Here is a 17,143-nt window from a genome sequence, read left to right on the forward strand (position 1 = left end):
CGTTGAATATTGTTGTCGGATATCATCGCTGAATAGCGTTGCTGAATAGTGTTAATAATGTGCCTGATAAGGTAGAAACGGATGGAGAGTCATGAGCAGGGGATGGGCCGCGAAGCGTTAAGCCGTGCGCGCCGTGTGGTAGTGAAAATCGGCAGCGCACTGCTGACCAACGATGGTCGTGGCCTGGATGAAGCCGCTATTGGCGGCTGGGTTGACCAGATTGCCGAGCTTCATCAACAGGGTGTTGAGGTGGTGCTGGTCTCCTCGGGCGCCGTGGCAGCAGGCATGGTGCGGTTAGGCTGGCAAGCACGCCCGAGCGCGGTGCATGAGCTGCAGGCCGCCGCGGCAGTGGGCCAGAACGGCCTTACTCAGTGCTATGAGCAACATTTTGCTCGCCACGACATGCTCACTGCGCAAATTCTGCTCACTCATGACGACCTTTCCAACCGCAAACGCTACCTCAATGCGTTGTCGGCCCTGCGCACGCTGGTGGAAATGCGCGTGGTGCCGGTCATCAACGAAAACGATACGGTGGTGACCGACGAAATACGTTTTGGCGATAACGATACGCTGGGCGCGTTGGTAGCCAACCTGCTGGAAGCGGACGCGTTACTGCTGCTTACCGACCAGGAAGGCCTGTTCGATGCCGATCCACGCCATAACCCCAATGCCCAGATGATCGCCGAAGGGCGTGCAGATGACCCGCGCTTGGCAGCGGTGGCGGGCAGCGGCGGGGCGCTGGGGCGGGGTGGCATGAGTACCAAGGTACGTGCCGCCAAACTTGCCGCACGTTCAGGCGCCGTTACAGTGATTGCCAGTGGTCGCCAGCCAGGCGTCATTACCCGGCTTATCAGTGGTGAAGCGTTGGGAACGCTACTGCATCCGGAGCAGGCACCGATGGCGGCGCGTAAGCGCTGGCTGGCGGGGCAACTTCAAGTGCGTGGTACGCTGATGCTGGATGCCGGGGCGGTAAAAGTCCTGCGCGAAAAAGGCTCCAGCCTGTTGCCGGTGGGAGTGCGGGGTGTAAAAGGCACGTTCAAGCGGGGCGATATGGTGGTGTGTGTTGATGAGCAGGGCACGCCGGTTGCCAAAGGGCTGGTCAATTACGGCGTGGATGAAGCACGCCTGTTGGCAGGTCAGCCGAGCCACCAAATTGAGGCTATTTTGGGCTACGTAGAAGCCCATGAACTGATTCACCGCGATAACCTGGTCGTGATCTAGCGCCTGATTTTGTCCGGGTATTGGTTGAAACAGAACGTCATCAAAACGCCGTTTACTGTGATCAGTAAGCGGCTTTTTTATGCGTGCGCTACCTTGCTCTGGGGGCAATGGGTACTTGGCGGGGCCAGTCGTTGGGCACTATGAATACTCGTTCAATGCGCTGCTGGTGGGGCAGGTAGAGCATTATTTGCTGGGGCCCGTATTGTTCGATGAGTCGCTCAATGCCAGGCATTACGGCGGCCACTGGTTGAAAATCTTCCGCTCTGGGCGGTGCTAGCCAGTGCGGTTTTCGTAACCAGACCATGCGTAACGACGCACCCAGGCTATCGCGCAGCGCAGGCCAGTCACGCAAAAAACACCACATGCCGCGGTGATGGTTCGGCGTAGCGCCCTGGGGGGAAGGCAGCGCCGCATGCCACGGGTAAAACAAGACGCCCGGCATGGCGAGACGATGAGTAAGAAGCTCTTCTACCGTGGACGAGCAGGTGGCGATGTCGCGGGGTGTTAGCCAGTGAGCAAGCGTGGCCAGTGCCCCGGGCGTTATGGAGCGCGGCAGTTGGTGCTGGCATAAATGAGCGCATTTTAGCGCCAGGCTATCCAGCCCACCAGGACCGATCCAGCGGCTTGGGCTGTCGGCCGGGCCGGGGCCTTCAGGCAGGCCCAAATAAAACTTGATCGCCACTTCCAGATGCACGGGCGCCGGGTTATCGCGGGTGCGGTAAAGCATATCCAGCTCGCCAAGCGTCGTGCGCTTTTTAAAGATGCGCACATTTTTGGCGAGTAGCCGCGTATTAGGCGCGTTATCCAGCAGGAGATGCCACAGCCGCTCGTGGTAGTGCCCCATGCGGCCTGTCTGTTGGCGGTTAACGCCTGCGAGTAGCGGCGTTATTTGCTGTAGCCAGTCAGCAGTGCCTGTGGCCAGGCCCAACTCCTGACACGTCGGGCGGCCACCGTTTGGCATGGGCGGCGGGAGCGTGACCAGATCGGGCGCTGTTATCAGCCACGCCAAATCATGCGCTATTTGGGCCACCCCCGGCGCTGTCATCTCTTCGATTTTCTCTGCGCGATGCCTTCTTGCTTCCACGTTATCAGTTCCACGATGTTCTCCCCTTGCCAAAACTGTCGCTAGGTAGTGGTAAAAACACAAGCGGACCCTGTAGGGCCCGCACCGTGTAGTAACACATAGCCAGCGATAGGGCGCTACCGCTAGCAGTTATTAATCACGGTCAATTTCAGTAATCTCGTAAGAGCCTTGACGCAGGCTTATTTCCAGCTCGCGGCCATTCTCATCCCGGCCTTCGATATCAATAATGCCGCCCTTATCGATGTCGATATCCTCAAACTCGCTCATACCCTCTTTTCGTGCTACTTCCAGCGCCTGGCGTACGTCCTCTTCGCTCATTCCCCACGCACCGGTAATTAAGCGTTTACGCTCTTCTTTCAGGGTTTCGCCGTTACCCAGAGAAAATTCAACGTCGGCGTACCACTCATCATCCAGCCAGCCTTCTACTTCTGCGCGTCCACGGCTTTTAATGCTGATCTCTTCATAATGGGTGAATCCATAATCGACGGCAGGTACCAGCACCTCGTCAACCCGATCCATGGACAGCGCGTCTGCTTGAGCGCTGCTTGCGGCGGCGGTAAGAAGCAGAGCAGAGGCGGGGATCAACAGCATTTTTTGCATGGCGTTCATATCAAATTCCTTCTTTGCTTAATGAATGGCATTGCCCGATGAATGTGGTCTGATACAGATCACTCAGCGAATGCGACAGAGGATTTATAGCACTGCGGTTATTTCCCCAAGCTGAACAATCCATTCATCTAGCGTTCATGTTGCTTCTGGCATTCTAGTTCAATGAAGTCACTCCGCCATCGATTCAAGCACCGACTCTTTTACTGCTTCCACTCTTCTGCCAAGTGGATGGGCGGGGCGCTGCTGGCTGCCATATTGATAGGCAGCGCTGTAGGTGACCAGCACTGGGAAACACTGCACAGTGAAGTGCGCCGTGGGGAGGTGGTGCCCTTGGAAACCATTTTAGACTGGCTGGAAGCGAACTATCTGGGAGACGTGCTGGAAGTGGAGGTAGAGCGCGAGCAGGGTCTGGTAGAGTATGAAATCAAGCTGCTGGGCCCACAAGGTCAAGTGGTTGAGTTTGAATTTGATGGTCACAATGGTCAGTTAATGAAAATAGAGGGTGTGCGTATCAATGAGATGCGCCGCCCACAAGGTATGACGCCATGAAGTGTTTGCTGGTAGAGGATGATCAGGCGATTGCCCGCGAGCTGAGCCAAGCGCTGCGTGACGGTGACTGGGTCGTTGAGCACGCCGAAAATGGCCAGGAGGCCGACTTTCTGGTGCGTACCGAAACCTACGATACGGTAATACTCGATGTAGGTTTGCCCGACGGCGACGGCACGCGTTGGCTGGCCGCCTGGCGTGAAGACGGCATTGATCTGCCTGTGCTGATTCTGACCGCTCGAGAGCGCTGGGCCGATAAAGCGGCGGGCTTTACCGCAGGTGCCGATGACTACGTTACCAAGCCTTTCGAGCCGGGTGAGGTGTTGTTTCGGCTACGGGCATTGGTGCGGCGTACCCACGGCCATGCTCATCCGGTACTCAAAGTGGGCGAGCTTAGCCTCGATACCCATACCCAGCACGTTGCCTTGGCAGGCCGCCCGGTAAGTTTGACTGCCCATGAGACACGCTTGCTTAGCTACCTAATGCATGCCGCGCCTCGGGTTGTCAGTCGAAGTGAGCTTTCTGAACACGTTTACGACCGTGACCACGAGCCCGACTCAAACGTAATTGATGTGCAAATCAGCCGACTACGTCGCAAGCTGGGGGCCTGGCGGTTTGCCACCCTGCGTGGGCAGGGTTACCGGCTCTTGGCAGAAGTGCCCGGCGGCGAATGAGCAAGGTAACGCCCACTTGGCGAACGCGCTGGGCAGGCCGCTCGATTAGCCTTCGCTTGCTGCTGGCCGTTTTAGTCATGATCGGAGTGGCCTTGCCGCTCGCTGGAATGCTGCTCTCGCATCATTACCGAAACGCGGCGACCGAGTCGTTTGATGAACGCCTTGAAGCAACGCTGAACGTGATTATTGCAGGCGTTTCCGTTGACCCGCTAAGTGAGCAGTTGCGCTATGACCGCGCTCTTGGGGACCCACTTTTTGACCAGGTCTTCTCGGGCTGGTACTGGCAAATTACCGATCAACAAACGCACACGATCACCTCGCGCTCGCTGTGGGATCAACGCCTGCCGGTCATCGATAACGAAGAGGTGAGCGCGCGCTCGTTGCCCGGCCCACGTGGGCAATCACTGCGTACCGTCGAGCGAGATATTTACCTGGCCCCTTTAGAAGCCCCTTTGCATATTAGCGTAGCGGCCCGCGATGACGAGCTGAAGGCCGATATACGCGAGTTCCAGCGCTTGCTCTGGCTGGGCCTGGTCAGTCTTGGAGCATTGCTGTTAGGCGTGTTGGGCCTACAGGTGCGCTGGGGGCTTGCGCCGCTGCGGCGTATGCAGGCCAACTTAAAAGACGTTGAGCAGGGGCGCGCAGCAGAAATGACAACGGACCTGCCTAACGAGCTTGCTACGCTTGCGGCTTCCATGAACGCCGTACTGGCCCGCGACCAGCGCCTGATTGAGCGTGGCCGTCACACGGCAGGTAATTTGGCCCATGCCCTGAAAACCCCCTTAAGCGTTATGCGCTTGCTGGTCCACCAGTTGCCTGACGCGCATCGCGCCGCCTGGGAAGCCGAGTTAACCCGAATGGACAGTGCCGTTCGCCATCACCTGGCACGGGCCTCTGCCGCCGGTGACGGTGGCCGCTTTGCGCCGATTTCGCTGCACGATACGCTATCGCCACTGCTCAACGGGCTGGGTCGGCTGGCTCAGCGTCGCTCGCTTACCCTGCATCAAATCTGGGAAAATCACCCGCGTGTGCACTTGGATGCCCAGGATATTCAGGAGCTTATCGGCAATGTGCTGGATAATGCGCTGCGCTGGGCAAGCCATGAAGTGACGTTTAGAGTGTGGGTTGTCGACCAGACACTTTGGTTGAGCGTCAGTGATGATGGCCCTGGAATGACGCAGCAAGAGAGCCAGGAGGCACTTGAGCGCGGCAAGCGCCTGGATGAGCAGCGCTCCCAAAGTGGCTTGGGTCTTGCCATCGTAGCGGACCTGGTCACGCTCTATCATGGCCAAATGCGCCTTCAGCGCGCAGAGGCTGGGGGGCTTGAGGTCACTGTTGAACTGCCGGTGGTGGCGCATGGCTAAGGGAGAACAAATGCAATGACAATGGATGATGCGTTGCCGGATGTATTGGTCGGCCCGCTATTGCGCCGTATTAGCCCCACACGCCTGGTGTTGTGGTTAGTGGCAACGCGCCCGCTTGATATGTCGCTGGTGCTTTTCCCGGGCGGCAGCAATGAGCAGCGCTTCCACTTAAATGATCATCACCAGTGCCTGCCTATCGGTCGGCACGCGTTTATTCACTTGATTGACCTGCGCTTGCCGCAGGCGCTACCCATTGATGAACGCATCGAATACGACCTGCGACTTCAAGCGGCGACGGGGGAGTGGCAGGCGCTGCCCGAGTGGGCGCCTTGGCTGTGCCATGAAGGCGCTGCTTATCCTGCCTTTGTCATTGCCTCACGCCATCACCGGTTGATGCACGGTTCGTGCCGTAAGCCTCACCATGCGAGCGCCGATGGGTTAGTGCGCGCCGACAGCTGGCTGACGGACAAGCAGCAAGCGCCGAAAGAGTGGCCAGCATGGTTGTTAATGACCGGCGACCAGGTGTATGTGGATGATGTTGCAGGCCCCATGCTGCGTGCGGTGCATGCACTTATTGAACGCCTGGGGCTAGTCGATGAGCGGCTGGAGGGCGCCACGGTGGAGGATAGCCAGGCGCTTTATGCCTCGCCTGATAGCTATTACCAGCGTGAGTCGCTGCTGCCTGATGTCACCAGCAACGTGGCGCTGCGCGAGCGATTTTTCGGCGGCGTTAAAAAGCCGGTGTTTACCTCGGCGAACGCCTCCAATCATCTAATGACACTGGCGGAAATGCTCGCCATGTACTGTTTAGTGTGGTCGCCGGTTGCTTGGCAAATGATTGCCCCGGAGATGCCTGCCCTTAACGATAAAGCAGCCCAACGTTATCGCGAGGAGCAGGCGGCTTTGGATGATTTTGTGGCCGGGTTACCGCAGTGCGCTCGGTTAATGGCGCATTTGCCCAGCTTGATGATCTTTGACGACCACGATGTTACCGACGACTGGAACCTGACCGCCGATTGGGAGCGCTGTGCGTATGGCCATCCGTTCTCAAAGCGCATTATTGGCAATGCGCTGGTGGCCTATTTGCTCTGCCAGGGGTGGGGCAATGCACCGGATAAGCTTAACCCGCTGGTCGAACAGGCGGCCGAATTGTTCCGTGAGCCAGGGCTGCCGCTTTCGTGCGCCAGGCAGGATGCATTGATCGAACGGCTACTGCGTTTTCAAGGGTGGGAGTTTCAGGTGCCCGGTACGCCTGCGCTGATTGTTTTGGATACCCGCACCCGCCGCTGGCGTAGCGAGCGTAGCCCCCAACAGCCATCCGGATTAATGGATTGGGAAGCGCTGATGGAAATGCAGCAGGCGCTATTGGGTTGCAAAAGCGCTGTCATCGTCTCGCCAGCCCCCATGTTTGGGGTAAAGCTGATTGAAGGCGTTCAGAAGATGTTCACCTGGGCGGGCAAGCCGCTGGTGGTGGATGCCGAGAACTGGATGGCCCACCGTGGCGCCGCCAATACATTGCTGCAAATCTGGCGTCATTCCAAAACGCCGGGCAATTACGTGATTCTCTCTGGCGATGTGCACTACTCATTTGCTTACGACATTATTGTGCGTCGCCAAAAGCGTGCGCCACATTTATGGCAGGTGACCTCCAGCGGCATCAAGAACACTTTCCCTGTGCAGCTGCTAAATACCTTTGACCGGCTTAACCGATGGCTCTACGCGCCCTGGTCGCCGCTTAACTGGTTTACCAAACGTCGCAAGCTGAGTATCCACCCGCGTGACCCCAGCGGGGCAAGCGCGGGCGAGCGGCTTTGGAACGCCAGCGGTATTGGCCTTGTAACGCTGGATATCGAGGGCCGCCCGGTGGATATTCGCCAGTTGGACGCCAACGGCAGTGACGTTGTCTTCCCCCCGCCCGCTGACCTTCCCTTTATCTGATGACATGTATCTGACGTCAGTGCATGGCAAACAACAGGGCTGTTCGCTGGAATAGCGTGTAGCGCGGGCGGCGGCATAGACAGCCGCGAACCGCGCATGCCATAGTAAGCATGCTTAGGGGACGGCATGCACCAGGTGCATCGCCTCATCAAGATCGAACAAAAGTAAAAGGCCCTGTTGGGCACTATTTTGATAGGGGCAGATTTGATAGGGGCAGACTGCAATGAATAGGAGGCTCTGGTGCTGAGAGCAGGCGCTGCCAGGAAAGAACGGCTGCTGAAAAGAACCTTTCTGGCGATCCTTTTGTTGATGGCAGCCACTCCGGCCTTGGCAGCCGCTCCGGCTGTCGGCATGTTTGGTAGCTTCTTTCCTTACTGGCTAATCTCGCTGTTTATCGGTGTGGTGGCAACGATTTTTATCCGTGTCATTTTCGTGGTGACGAAGCTTGATGACATCATTCCGTGGCGTGTCTTGGTATATCTGTCTCTGACGCTGGCCATGACGCTGTTATCTTCTCATCTTTTTTTTGGACGCTGAATCATGAAAGGTCATGCTTCCAAGCGGGTAGCATCCATTGTCGGAGCCGTGATCGCCATTGCCATCATTGCGGGCGCTGCTGTTCTGGCTTACCACAGCTACGAGAATGCGCGCGCCAATCCGCTGTCAGATGATGCCACTCTGAGGGCCGATATTGTCCACATTGCTCCGTCGGTCGCGGGCCGCATCGTGGCCTTGCATGTTGAGGAAAATGACTTTGTCCGCAAGGGCGATCTGTTGCTGGAAATTGATGACACTGCCTATCGGCTGGCCCTGAAACAGACACAGGCCGACCTGGCCATGGCAACGGCGGCCAGTGGTGATCAGTCTCGCACTATCCGCGCGGAGCAGGCCAATGCAGAAATTGCCGAGGCCCAAGTCAATCGAGCCACGGCAAACCTGGCGCTGGCGAACCAGACCCTTGACCGCCTGCTGCCGATGGAGTCCAAGGGGTATGTTTCTCAGCAGCAGATCCACGACGCGCGCACTGTTAAACGCAATGCCGAAATCAGCTTGCAGGAAGCGATTCAGCAGCGTCAGGCCGCTGAGGCGCTGGTGGGTAATGATGAAGCAACCCTGGCGTTGATTGAAGCGCGCCGGGCCGCTCAGGACATTGCCCAGCATGAGCTGGACGGCACTCGGGTCTATGCGCCTGCCGACGGTCGGGTTGTCGGAGTGACCGTTTCTGTGGGTGACTACGCGCTGCCTGCCCAGTCCCAGTTCAATCTGGTCAAGACGGACACCTGGTATGCTTCGGCCAACTTCACCGAAACCATGCTGGGCAATATCGCTGTCGGTGACTGCGCCACGGTATATGCGCTGGCTAACCGCGACCGTGCCATTAAAGGCACGGTGGTGGGGATAGGTTGGGGCGTGGCCTCGAAGGACCTGATCGACCTGCCGTTATCGCTGCCGATTGTGCCGAAATCTCTTGATTGGGTGAGAGTTCAGCAGCGCTTTCCCGTCCGCATTCGGCTGGATGACCCGCCAGCAGAATTGATGCGTGTCGGCGCATCGGCGGTGGCAACGGTTCACCACCACGATGGCTGCTGAATCTCCGTGGGGGAAAATCGCCCGCCAGGCGTGGGCGGATATCCAGCCCTTTCCCGGAAGGATGGGCCTGACCTGGCGCGTGGCGCTACTGTGTGCTCTGGTGTCTGCAACGGCCATGCTGCTGAAAATACCTGAGGCCGCGATTAGCTGCTATCTGATCATTTTTCTGTCCAAGCAGGATGCCGTCAAGAACTGCATTATGGCTTTGGGCGTCATTTTGATGGCGTCTACCGTGGTGGTGCTGATGATTCCGATCATCAACGTTAGCATCGACAGCCCTGCCATGCGGCTGGCAGTCATGTTTTTTGCCTCGTATATCTTTCTGTTCCTCAGTTCAGCGACTCCGCTGGGCGAGCAGGCGGCCATTGTTGGCTTGGTGATCGCCTTTATCATGACGCTGGTAACCATGGTGCCGGTTGGTGAGGTCGCTGACAAAGGCTTGCTGATGGCATGGAAAATGGCCTGCATGCCGATGTTTTTGATGATCCTTTTTAACCTGCTGTTCGGCACTCCTTCGCAAACACTGGTGCGTAACCGGATTGTCGAAAGACTGCGCTGTGCGGCAGACCGCATCGAGACACAGCAAGCATCAACGGCTTTTAACATCATGGTGAGCGAAGGTAATGATGGCTCGTTGCAGCAAATGCAGCTCGTTAAGCTACTGCACCTGATATCGACGGCACGCTCTCGCTGGCTCAGCGGAGCCACTGAGACAAGTTATCGCATCCTGATTATCGCTGAGGCCCTGCCTGAAAGCCTGAGTCGTGCAGCAAGGAGTGACTTGGCGGTTGAGTTACGCCAAGCGGCGGATGCTATCGCCAATGATGCGTGCCCGGTGCTACAGGCGGCGCCGGAGGCGACAGAAGCCGGCTTACAGCCGCTTTATGTCGCCTTACAGGGTTTGTCCCAGCCGGATGGAGGCGCGGCACAGCCACCGCGTCCGAGAAAAATACCTTTGCTGGCTGCCGATGCGTTTTCTAACCCGATACATCAGCGCTATGCGCTAAAGACATCCGCCGCGGCGGTGCTTTGCTATTTGATTTACACCGGCATGCAGTGGGATGGCATTCATACGGCGATGATCACCTGTTATGTGGCCGCGCTCGGCACTACGGGGGAAACACTGCGCAAGCTGACGTTGCGGATCGTCGGTTGTCTGATTGGCGCAGCGATGGGGATCTTTTCGTTAGCCTTTATCATGCCGCACCTAAGCTCCGTCGGTGGCCTGATGGGGCTGGTGTTCTTTGGCGTGCTGATCGGTGCCTGGGTGTCATCAGGTACTGAGCGGATCTATTATGCCGGTGTGCAGATCGCCTTGGCTTTCTTGCTGACCACCCTCAACGGGTTTGGCCCCAGCTTTGATATCTCCCAGGCCAGCAACCGTATCTACGGCATCCTGCTGGGTATTTTTGTCATCTATGTGATTTTTACCCAGTTCTGGCCGCGTAGCGTCATCAATCAAGTGGCACGGCAGCTCAACGATGCGTTGGATGCCTTGAGCGATCTCAGTACGCTTTCCAGGCAGGATCAACAGTTGCGCACCCAAGCGGCATCTACTGCATATTTTGCACTGGGCCAGGCCGAAGAGCTGCTCGATATGGTGCCTTTCGAGCCGTCGCGTCTGCGTGCCAGTGCTGATGAGCTGAAGCGCGTGGAGAGAATTGTTGAAGAACTCAATGACCTCACCGGCCAGCTTTACATGGCAGAACAGGATGACGGCACTATCAAAGAGCGCCTGCAGCGACTCAAGTCACAGCTGGTCACTGAGCTTGAAAACCGACGTAACAGGGCGTCTTCGACTTACGAGGGCTCTCCCCTCGACGACGGCGCGTATAGTGATATAGAACGGCAACTCACTCGGATAGAGCGGATTGTGCATGTTGAGAAAAGCTAGCGTGTTTAGATTAGCCAAGCTCAGAACCTGTATTGCTCTGGGCGTTGTTCTTGGCACTATAGGGGGCCTGCAGGGCTGTGCAACGGATGCGCTGAAGAATACTTCCGCCTCCCCCAGCACACCCTGGGTGCCTCAAGGTCAGTCCGTGCTACCTGGCGATTTTTCCGTGTCAGGTTCAGCTGATATCGGCTTGCTGCCAGACCCGGTGTCACAGGATCTACAGTCGGACAAGGTGTATCAGTTACCCGAACTGATAAACTTTGCGCAACGCCATAACCCGTCAACCCGAATTGCCTGGGAGCAGGCGCGCCAGCTGGCGCTGGCCTCTGGAATGGTTGAAGCCACGTTTCTGCCGATCCTGACCGCCAATGTGTTTGCGGGCAGGCAGCAGACCAGCATTCCTTATCGCGGATTGCTGGATGGTGACACTCACCATGTCGATACCACCGTCAGCGGTGTGGCGCCGAACCTTGCTTTGCAGTGGCTAGTGTTTGATTTTGGTCGGCGCGAGGCGCTCAGCGATGCCGCCCGACACAATGCCTATGCGGCCAACGTCAACTTCAATGGTGCCCACCAGGCGGTGATCTACAACGTGACGCGTAGCTATTACCAGTACGGTGCTGCCAAGGACAGGCTGGCAATTGCTGAGGAGGTGCTGGTCAACAACCGCCTTCTGCAGGATGCGGCTGAGTCCCGCTACGCCAATGGCACCGGCACCAGTATCGCTGTTGCTCAAGCCCGTCAGCTTGTCGCCCAATCTAACCTGCGGATGGTGCAGACACAGAGTATGCTGCGCGATCAGTATCAGGAGTTGCTGAGTGCTCTCGGCGCTTCGCCGACGACCCAGATCGAGGTGGCCGGCGCGTCGAATCGCCCGCTACCGGGTATTGACGAGTTGGCATCGGTGGATTCTGCGATTGAGGCGGCACTCAGCAAGCGGCCGGATGTGCTGGCCAGCTATGCTGAGCTGCAAGCTGCCAAAGCGACAGAGCGTGCCGCCGATGCCGACTTCATGCCCCGGGTATTTGTTGCCGCCGCCACGGGAACCAACAAGAAAAATCTGAGCATTGGTCATTTGCCCAGTATTGGCAACCAGACCACAGGCACCGGGGTGTTCCTGGGGGTGACAATGCCTATCTATGATGGCGGCCTTCTTGCCGCCAAACGCCAGCAGGCAGTCTCTGTCACGGCTTCAGCCGAAGCGGCATTCGAGAAAATTCGCAACACGGCGATGCGCGAGATGGTCGTTGCTGCTGATGCACTGCGCTCCTCACTGGCAGCTTTTGACGCCGCTGATGCGTTGACCGAAGCGGCAGCGGTGACTTACGACGCGGCCTTTGATGCTTATCGCAACGGGGTAGGCACTATCACTGAGGCTACTGCGGCGGAGTCCGGCCTTCTGGATGCAAGGCTGGCACGCTCCGAGGCACATGCGGCAAGCTTGATTGCAGCATCGACGCTTGCGTTCACGCTTGGCGCCATGACCTCAAGCACGTCCCCTTTAGAGGCTATTCCCTGACGCTTGTCCGCCCACCACCCTTCACACGTAAGCTATTTTAGCGCGCTAACTGTTGCGTCAGTGTCATAAAAAAAGCCGCACGCTTGCTAACTAGACAGTCCTCGTAAAAAGCCTTTGCGAACCGCCTCTAACACCGTCTCTAATACAAGAGGCATTCAGCCGTTGACCACCCAGGAAGCTCAATGGCTTAACCGTGTTATTGAATCAGAAGGTCTGCACGTGTTGTTTCAACCCATCGTGGATGCCAGCCAGCACTCTATTTACGGCTATGAAGCACTGATACGTGGGCCTAAGACATCGCCGCTGCACTTGTTTGATGTGGCCATGCAGGCAGGCTATTGGTAGAGCTGCATTAAGTGTTTTGAAACCGTCATTAAGTGGTCACTTAAGTGTCGCGGTGTTGTCATCTAGCGTCGGCAGGATGGCGCTATCTTTGAACAACATTCTAGGTGACGTATGCATGCTGTGACTCTTCCCCGTACTTTGATCAGCGCTGCTGTTGTCAGTGCCTTTGCTCTGGTTGCCGTTAATGCATCGGCAGACCTCTCTGCGCGCTATGTTGATAACGACGGCGATATGGTAGCGGATGCACCCACGGACGAGTCGCAGTGGGTCGACCCCGATACGTTGGTATTTGCTTATACACCGGTTGAAGACCCGGCTGTTTACGCGGATGTTTGGGCCGGTTTTTTGGACCATCTGAGTGAAGCCACAGGCAAAGACGTTCAGTTCTTCCCGGTGCAGTCCAACGCGGCACAGCAAGAAGCGCTGCGCGCTGGCCGCCTGCATGTAGCGGGCTTTAACACCGGTGGTGTTCCGGTTGCCGTGAACTGCGGTGGCTTCCGTCCGTTTGCCATTATGGCAGCAGACGACGGCAGCTATGGCTATGAAATGGAAATCATCACCTACCCAGGTAGCGGTATTGAGTCGGTTGAAGACCTCGAAGGCCGCCAATTGGCGTTTACTTCTGAGACCTCTAACTCAGGCTTCCGGGCACCTTCTGCGCTGCTGCGTTCTGAATATGGCATGGAAGCAGGGGAAGCCTTCGAGACAGCGTTCTCGGGTTCCCACGATAACTCCATTCTGGGCGTTGTGAATCAAGACTACGACGCAGCGGCCATTGCTAACTCCGTTGGCACGCGCATGATTGCCCGGGGCGTAGTGAATGAAGGCGATTACGACATTATCTACACCTCAGAAACCTTCCCCACCACAGCGTACGGTTTGGCGCATAACTTGAAGCCTGAACTGGCCGAGCAGATTCAAGACGCGTTCTTCAGCTACGACTGGGAAGGTTCTGCGCTACAGGCTGAGTTTGCCAACTCGGGTGAAGCGCAATTTATGCCGATTACCTATGAAGAGCACTGGTCCGTTATCCGCACGATCGCCGATGCCAACGGTGTGACGTACGAATGTGACTAAGTAAGCCCTTAATTTTGCAGTTACTCGGCCAGAAGGTTAATCCCTTCTGGCCGTTACATTATGTAGATGAGGTAGAGCGATGTTAACACTCAGCGGCGTTACCAAACGCTATCCAACCGGGGACCGTGCGCTTACCGATATCGAACTAACCCTGCCTAAAGGCCAGGTGATGGCGCTTATCGGCCCCTCTGGTGCGGGTAAAAGTACCCTGATTCGCTGTGTAAATCGCTTGGTAGAGCCGACGGCGGGCAGCATTTGCCTGGAAGGAACAGAGCTTACCAGGCTTTCGGGCAGCGGCCTGCGTAAGGCACGCCGCTCAATGGGCATGATTTTTCAGGAGTATGCGTTGGTTGACCGCCTGACCGTGATGGAAAACGTGCTTTCCGGACGGCTTGGCTACGTGGGCTTCTGGCGTAGCTTTTTGCGTCGCTATCCGCAGGATGCCGTCGCTGAAGCGTTTCGTCTGCTTGAGCGGGTAGGCCTGCCTCACGCTATTGATAAGCGCGCCGATGCGTTGTCCGGTGGCCAACGTCAGCGAGTGGGGATTGCCCGGGCATTGTTACAAAGCCCCAAGCTGTTACTGGTAGATGAGCCAACCGCCAGCCTGGACCCCAAAACCTCACGCCAGATTATGCGCCTGATTCGTGAACTGTGTGCTGAGCGCGAGTTGGCGACGATTATCAATATTCATGACGTGGCGCTCGCCCAGCAGTTTGCGGACCGTATTGTGGGCCTGCGGGCTGGCCAGATCGTGTTTGATGGCCGCCCTGACGAGCTAACCAGCGAGATTCTCACCACCATTTATGGCGAAGAGGATTGGGATACCTCTCCTGAACCTGCCGATGAGCCTGACAGTGAAGCCGTTTCCTGTGAGCGTCGCTCTATCGCAGTTGAGATGGCTGGGGTAGCGCCATGAGTGAGCAGCGCTCTGCGTATTTTGAAGCCCGCCAACACGCGGCCCGCCAGGGGCATTGGCGTCGGTTACCTCTTGTGCATAGCCAGTGGTTGCGTTGGGCTATTGCCTTGGGGGTGGTGGCTTACCTGGTGTTGGCGCTGGCCTCTGTTGAGGTGAATTGGGCACGTGTGGCGGAAGGCACCAGCCGAGGCCTGCGTTTCATTAGCGCGTTTGCGCAGCCTGATTTTTTCAGCCGTGGTAACGATATTATCAATGGGCTGGTCGAGAGTTTGACCATGACGCTTACCTCCACGGTCATTGGGGTAGCGCTCGCGATCCCGGTGGGGTTAGGCGCTGCACGCAACATTGCGCCGCTGCCGATTTATTTCGTGTGCCGTAGCATCATTGCTGTCTCACGTACCTTTCAAGAGATCATTATTGCGATCCTGTTTGTGGTGATGTTTGGCTTTGGCCCGCTGGCGGGGATGATTACGCTGGCGTTTGCGACTATCGGCTTTATGGCCAAGCTGTTGGCCGAAGATGTTGAAGACCTCGACTGGCGCCAGGTAGAAGCGGTGAGAGCGACCGGCGCCAGCTGGTGGCAAACCATGAATCACGCTATTCAACCCCAGGTCATGCCGCGCTTAATTGGCCTTTCCATGTACCGTTTGGATATCAACTTCCGCGAATCGTCAGTGATCGGCATTGTTGGTGCAGGCGGAATAGGCGCCACGCTGAATACCTCGCTTAGCCGCTATGAGTACGACACGTCAGCCGCCATTTTGTTGATCATCATCGCGATTGTGCTGCTGTGTGAATACAGCTCAAGCCACGTCCGCCGTTGGACGCAGTAATCTCCGGAGAATCTATATGCCTGTTTCAACCTCCCGGCAAGGGGTCCCGGTATGGCGGCTACGTACCACGCGTGCCCAGTGGCTGCAATTTAGTGCGTGGCTAGTAGGGATTAGCCTGTTCTTGTTCTGCTGGAAGGTGATTTCCGACAACACCATGTGGGTGTTTGTTGAGGATGCTGGACGCCAGGGCAGTGATCTTTTAAGCCGGATGATGCCCCCTAAATGGGAATACGCCAATGTGCTGTGGAAACCCATGTGGGATACGCTGAACATTGCCACGCTGGGCACCGCCTTGGGGATTGTTATGGCGTTTCCTGTGGCGTTTCTCGCCGCGCGTAACACCACGCCGCATCCACTAGTGCGAAGCCTGGCGTTGATGGTGATCGTGTCGTCACGCTCTATCAATTCGCTGATTTGGGCCATGCTGTTGGTAACGATCTTGGGTCCAGGCGTCTTGGCGGGCATCATCGCCATTGCGCTGCGCTCGATTGGATTTGTGGGCAAGCTTCTTTATGAGGCCATTGAGGAAATTCACCCGACGCCTGTCGAGGCCATTAGCGCAACCGGTGCCAGCCGTTTACAGGTCATGAACTACGGCGTTCTGCCTCAGGTCATGCCAGCGTTTGCGGGTATCAGTGTTTACCGGTGGGATATCAATATTCGTGAATCCACCGTGCTTGGCCTGGTGGGCGCTGGGGGGATCGGGCTTCAGTTGAATGCCTCTATCAATATGCTCGCCTGGAATCAGGTCAGCGTTATTTTTGTCATGATCTTCGCCACGGTATTGGTCTCGGAATGGATATCCGCCCGTGTCCGCCACGCGATTATTTAACCCACGGATTGATAAATCGCCAAGCGAGGAGTTCTGAATGCGCTTTCCTGATGCTGATGTCACCACTATTGATTTGCTGCGCCATGGCGAACCCGTTGGCGGGCGTATGCTGCGCGGTTCCACTGACCACCCGCTGAGTGAAACTGGCTGGCAGCAGGTAACGGATGCCATCATGCGCCATACCGTTGACGGCAGGCCGCCTTATGATGCGGTGCTTACCTCGCCGCTTATGCGCTGTCGTGAGTTTGCGCTGTGGTTAGGTGAAGAGTTTGAGTTGCCAGTACAGATTGAAGACGATCTCGCCGAATTGCACCTGGGACGCTGGGAGGGCAAAACCCACGCTGAGGTGTTTAGCGAGGAGGGCTCCGCGCCGATGAGCGCTTTCTGGAACAGCCCTGAGGCCGTATCACCACCGCAGGGCGAGGCGATGGATGTTTTTGATTCACGGCTTGCTGAAGTATGGCAAAACGTGCTGGCAAACCCGCCTGGTAAGCATGTATTGGTAGTGGCGCATCTGTTTGTTTGCAATGGCCTGCTGCGCCAGGTGCTGGGGCAACCGTTAGGGCGTGTATTGGCGATGGATTTGCCTTACGCTGCGATGAGTCGTGTACGCCACGAACGCCATGCGTTAGGCGAAACCAGCTTTATTGAGTGGATTGGCCGTTAGTTGAACTTGGCGCTGCCCTCCCGTTTGCGCCATG

General features: G+C 57.0%; 17 protein-coding genes. 15 read left to right on the plus strand and 2 right to left on the minus strand.

All coding sequences use genetic code 11. From position 1 onward, the window contains the following. Window positions 1-81 precede the first annotated feature (81 nt). The gene (gene proB / locus ACT3RQ_RS07185; RefSeq protein WP_192527350.1) at window positions 82-1,221 is read left to right on the plus strand and encodes a glutamate 5-kinase; all 1,140 of its coding nucleotides are present in this window, start codon (window positions 82-84) and stop codon (window positions 1,219-1,221) included. Between the two features lie 88 nt (window positions 1,222-1,309). Here the strand turns inward: proB and ACT3RQ_RS07190 are convergent, their stop codons facing one another. Continuing rightward, complete coding sequence (locus tag ACT3RQ_RS07190) at window positions 1,310-2,266, minus strand: DUF1853 family protein (RefSeq protein ID WP_192527381.1); 957 nt, start codon at window positions 2,264-2,266, stop codon at window positions 1,310-1,312. A 171-nt stretch (window positions 2,267-2,437) separates the two neighbouring features. Next, window positions 2,438-2,914, minus strand: a complete 477-nt coding sequence (locus ACT3RQ_RS07195) for a PepSY domain-containing protein (protein ID WP_444680209.1) — start codon at window positions 2,912-2,914, stop codon at window positions 2,438-2,440. A gap of 228 nt (window positions 2,915-3,142) precedes the next feature. Between ACT3RQ_RS07195 and ACT3RQ_RS07200 the strand changes: the two genes are divergently transcribed. The 14 genes from ACT3RQ_RS07200 to ACT3RQ_RS07265 all read left to right on the plus strand — a co-directional run bounded on the left by ACT3RQ_RS07200 (window position 3,143) and on the right by ACT3RQ_RS07265 (window position 17,109). Next, complete coding sequence (locus ACT3RQ_RS07200; protein WP_087108801.1) at window positions 3,143-3,463, plus strand: PepSY domain-containing protein; 321 nt, start codon at window positions 3,143-3,145, stop codon at window positions 3,461-3,463. Then, entirely contained in the window at window positions 3,460-4,134 is a 675-nt protein-coding gene (locus tag ACT3RQ_RS07205; RefSeq protein ID WP_444680210.1) for a response regulator transcription factor, read from the plus strand. The genes ACT3RQ_RS07200 and ACT3RQ_RS07205 overlap by 4 nt, the downstream gene beginning before the upstream one ends. Further along, complete coding sequence (locus tag ACT3RQ_RS07210; protein WP_444680211.1) at window positions 4,131-5,498, plus strand: sensor histidine kinase; 1,368 nt, start codon at window positions 4,131-4,133, stop codon at window positions 5,496-5,498. Before ACT3RQ_RS07205 ends, ACT3RQ_RS07210 begins: the two co-directional genes overlap by 4 nt. Window positions 5,499-5,513: 15 nt before the next feature. Then, a complete protein-coding gene (locus ACT3RQ_RS07215) occupies window positions 5,514-7,436 on the plus strand; it encodes an alkaline phosphatase D family protein (RefSeq protein WP_444680212.1) in 1,923 nt (640 codons plus the stop codon). A 240-nt stretch (window positions 7,437-7,676) separates the two neighbouring features. Further along, complete coding sequence (locus tag ACT3RQ_RS07220; RefSeq protein WP_444627949.1) at window positions 7,677-7,973, plus strand: YtcA family lipoprotein; 297 nt, start codon at window positions 7,677-7,679, stop codon at window positions 7,971-7,973. A gap of 3 nt (window positions 7,974-7,976) precedes the next feature. Beyond that, window positions 7,977-9,026 carry a multidrug transporter subunit MdtN gene (gene mdtN, locus ACT3RQ_RS07225; protein ID WP_172117630.1) on the plus strand — a complete coding sequence of 350 codons (1,050 nt, stop codon included), beginning with the start codon at window positions 7,977-7,979 and terminating at the stop codon, window positions 9,024-9,026. After that, window positions 9,016-10,920: an FUSC family protein gene (locus tag ACT3RQ_RS07230; RefSeq protein ID WP_444680213.1), complete on the plus strand. Its 1,905-nt coding sequence runs from the start codon at window positions 9,016-9,018 to the stop codon at window positions 10,918-10,920. The genes mdtN and ACT3RQ_RS07230 overlap by 11 nt, the downstream gene beginning before the upstream one ends. Then, window positions 10,904-12,439: a TolC family protein gene (locus ACT3RQ_RS07235; protein ID WP_444680214.1), complete on the plus strand. Its 1,536-nt coding sequence runs from the start codon at window positions 10,904-10,906 to the stop codon at window positions 12,437-12,439. Before ACT3RQ_RS07230 ends, ACT3RQ_RS07235 begins: the two co-directional genes overlap by 17 nt. Window positions 12,440-12,601: 162 nt before the next feature. Then, window positions 12,602-12,784, plus strand: coding sequence for a hypothetical protein (locus tag ACT3RQ_RS07240; protein ID WP_444680215.1), 183 nt, complete (start codon window positions 12,602-12,604; stop codon window positions 12,782-12,784). Window positions 12,785-12,895: 111 nt separating this feature from the next. Beyond that, window positions 12,896-13,861, plus strand: coding sequence for a phosphate/phosphite/phosphonate ABC transporter substrate-binding protein (gene phnD, locus ACT3RQ_RS07245; RefSeq protein WP_172117627.1), 966 nt, complete (start codon window positions 12,896-12,898; stop codon window positions 13,859-13,861). Between the two features lie 79 nt (window positions 13,862-13,940). Then, complete coding sequence (gene phnC / locus ACT3RQ_RS07250; RefSeq protein WP_444627946.1) at window positions 13,941-14,777, plus strand: phosphonate ABC transporter ATP-binding protein; 837 nt, start codon at window positions 13,941-13,943, stop codon at window positions 14,775-14,777. After that, window positions 14,774-15,610 carry a phosphonate ABC transporter, permease protein PhnE gene (gene phnE, locus ACT3RQ_RS07255; RefSeq protein ID WP_172117625.1) on the plus strand — a complete coding sequence of 279 codons (837 nt, stop codon included), beginning with the start codon at window positions 14,774-14,776 and terminating at the stop codon, window positions 15,608-15,610. Before phnC ends, phnE (ACT3RQ_RS07255) begins: the two co-directional genes overlap by 4 nt. A gap of 16 nt (window positions 15,611-15,626) precedes the next feature. Beyond that, window positions 15,627-16,442, plus strand: a complete 816-nt coding sequence (gene phnE, locus ACT3RQ_RS07260; protein WP_172117624.1) for a phosphonate ABC transporter, permease protein PhnE — start codon at window positions 15,627-15,629, stop codon at window positions 16,440-16,442. 37 nt (window positions 16,443-16,479) lie between these two features. Continuing rightward, window positions 16,480-17,109, plus strand: a complete 630-nt coding sequence (locus tag ACT3RQ_RS07265; protein WP_087108773.1) for a histidine phosphatase family protein — start codon at window positions 16,480-16,482, stop codon at window positions 17,107-17,109. Window positions 17,110-17,143 lie beyond the last annotated feature (34 nt).

The sequence above is a fragment of the Halomonas sp. AOP43-D1-4 genome (genome assembly GCF_052446175.1).
In the GTDB taxonomy this organism is placed as follows: Bacteria; Pseudomonadota; Gammaproteobacteria; order Pseudomonadales; family Halomonadaceae; genus Vreelandella; species Vreelandella citrativorans.

Excerpts from the sequence above, each read along its gene's own strand:
- ACT3RQ_RS07200 (WP_087108801.1), top strand. The coding sequence starts at position 3,143 with ATGGGCGGGGCGCTGCTGGCTGCCATATTGATAGGCAGCGCTGTAGGT.
- ACT3RQ_RS07235 (WP_444680214.1), top strand. The coding sequence starts at position 10,904 with ATGTTGAGAAAAGCTAGCGTGTTTAGATTAGCCAAGCTCAGAACCTGT.
- phnC (WP_444627946.1), top strand. The coding sequence starts at position 13,941 with ATGTTAACACTCAGCGGCGTTACCAAACGCTATCCAACCGGGGACCGT.
- ACT3RQ_RS07215 (WP_444680212.1), top strand. The coding sequence starts at position 5,514 with ATGACAATGGATGATGCGTTGCCGGATGTATTGGTCGGCCCGCTATTG.
- ACT3RQ_RS07230 (WP_444680213.1), top strand. The coding sequence starts at position 9,016 with ATGGCTGCTGAATCTCCGTGGGGGAAAATCGCCCGCCAGGCGTGGGCG.
- proB (WP_192527350.1), top strand. The coding sequence starts at position 82 with ATGGAGAGTCATGAGCAGGGGATGGGCCGCGAAGCGTTAAGCCGTGCG.
- ACT3RQ_RS07190 (WP_192527381.1), bottom strand. The coding sequence starts at position 2,266 with ATGACAGCGCCGGGGGTGGCCCAAATAGCGCATGATTTGGCGTGGCTG.
- ACT3RQ_RS07195 (WP_444680209.1), bottom strand. The coding sequence starts at position 2,914 with ATGAACGCCATGCAAAAAATGCTGTTGATCCCCGCCTCTGCTCTGCTT.
- mdtN (WP_172117630.1), top strand. The coding sequence starts at position 7,977 with ATGAAAGGTCATGCTTCCAAGCGGGTAGCATCCATTGTCGGAGCCGTG.
- phnE (WP_172117624.1), top strand. The coding sequence starts at position 15,627 with ATGCCTGTTTCAACCTCCCGGCAAGGGGTCCCGGTATGGCGGCTACGT.
- ACT3RQ_RS07210 (WP_444680211.1), top strand. The coding sequence starts at position 4,131 with ATGAGCAAGGTAACGCCCACTTGGCGAACGCGCTGGGCAGGCCGCTCG.
- ACT3RQ_RS07205 (WP_444680210.1), top strand. The coding sequence starts at position 3,460 with ATGAAGTGTTTGCTGGTAGAGGATGATCAGGCGATTGCCCGCGAGCTG.
- phnE (WP_172117625.1), top strand. The coding sequence starts at position 14,774 with ATGAGTGAGCAGCGCTCTGCGTATTTTGAAGCCCGCCAACACGCGGCC.
- phnD (WP_172117627.1), top strand. The coding sequence starts at position 12,896 with ATGCATGCTGTGACTCTTCCCCGTACTTTGATCAGCGCTGCTGTTGTC.
- ACT3RQ_RS07265 (WP_087108773.1), top strand. The coding sequence starts at position 16,480 with ATGCGCTTTCCTGATGCTGATGTCACCACTATTGATTTGCTGCGCCAT.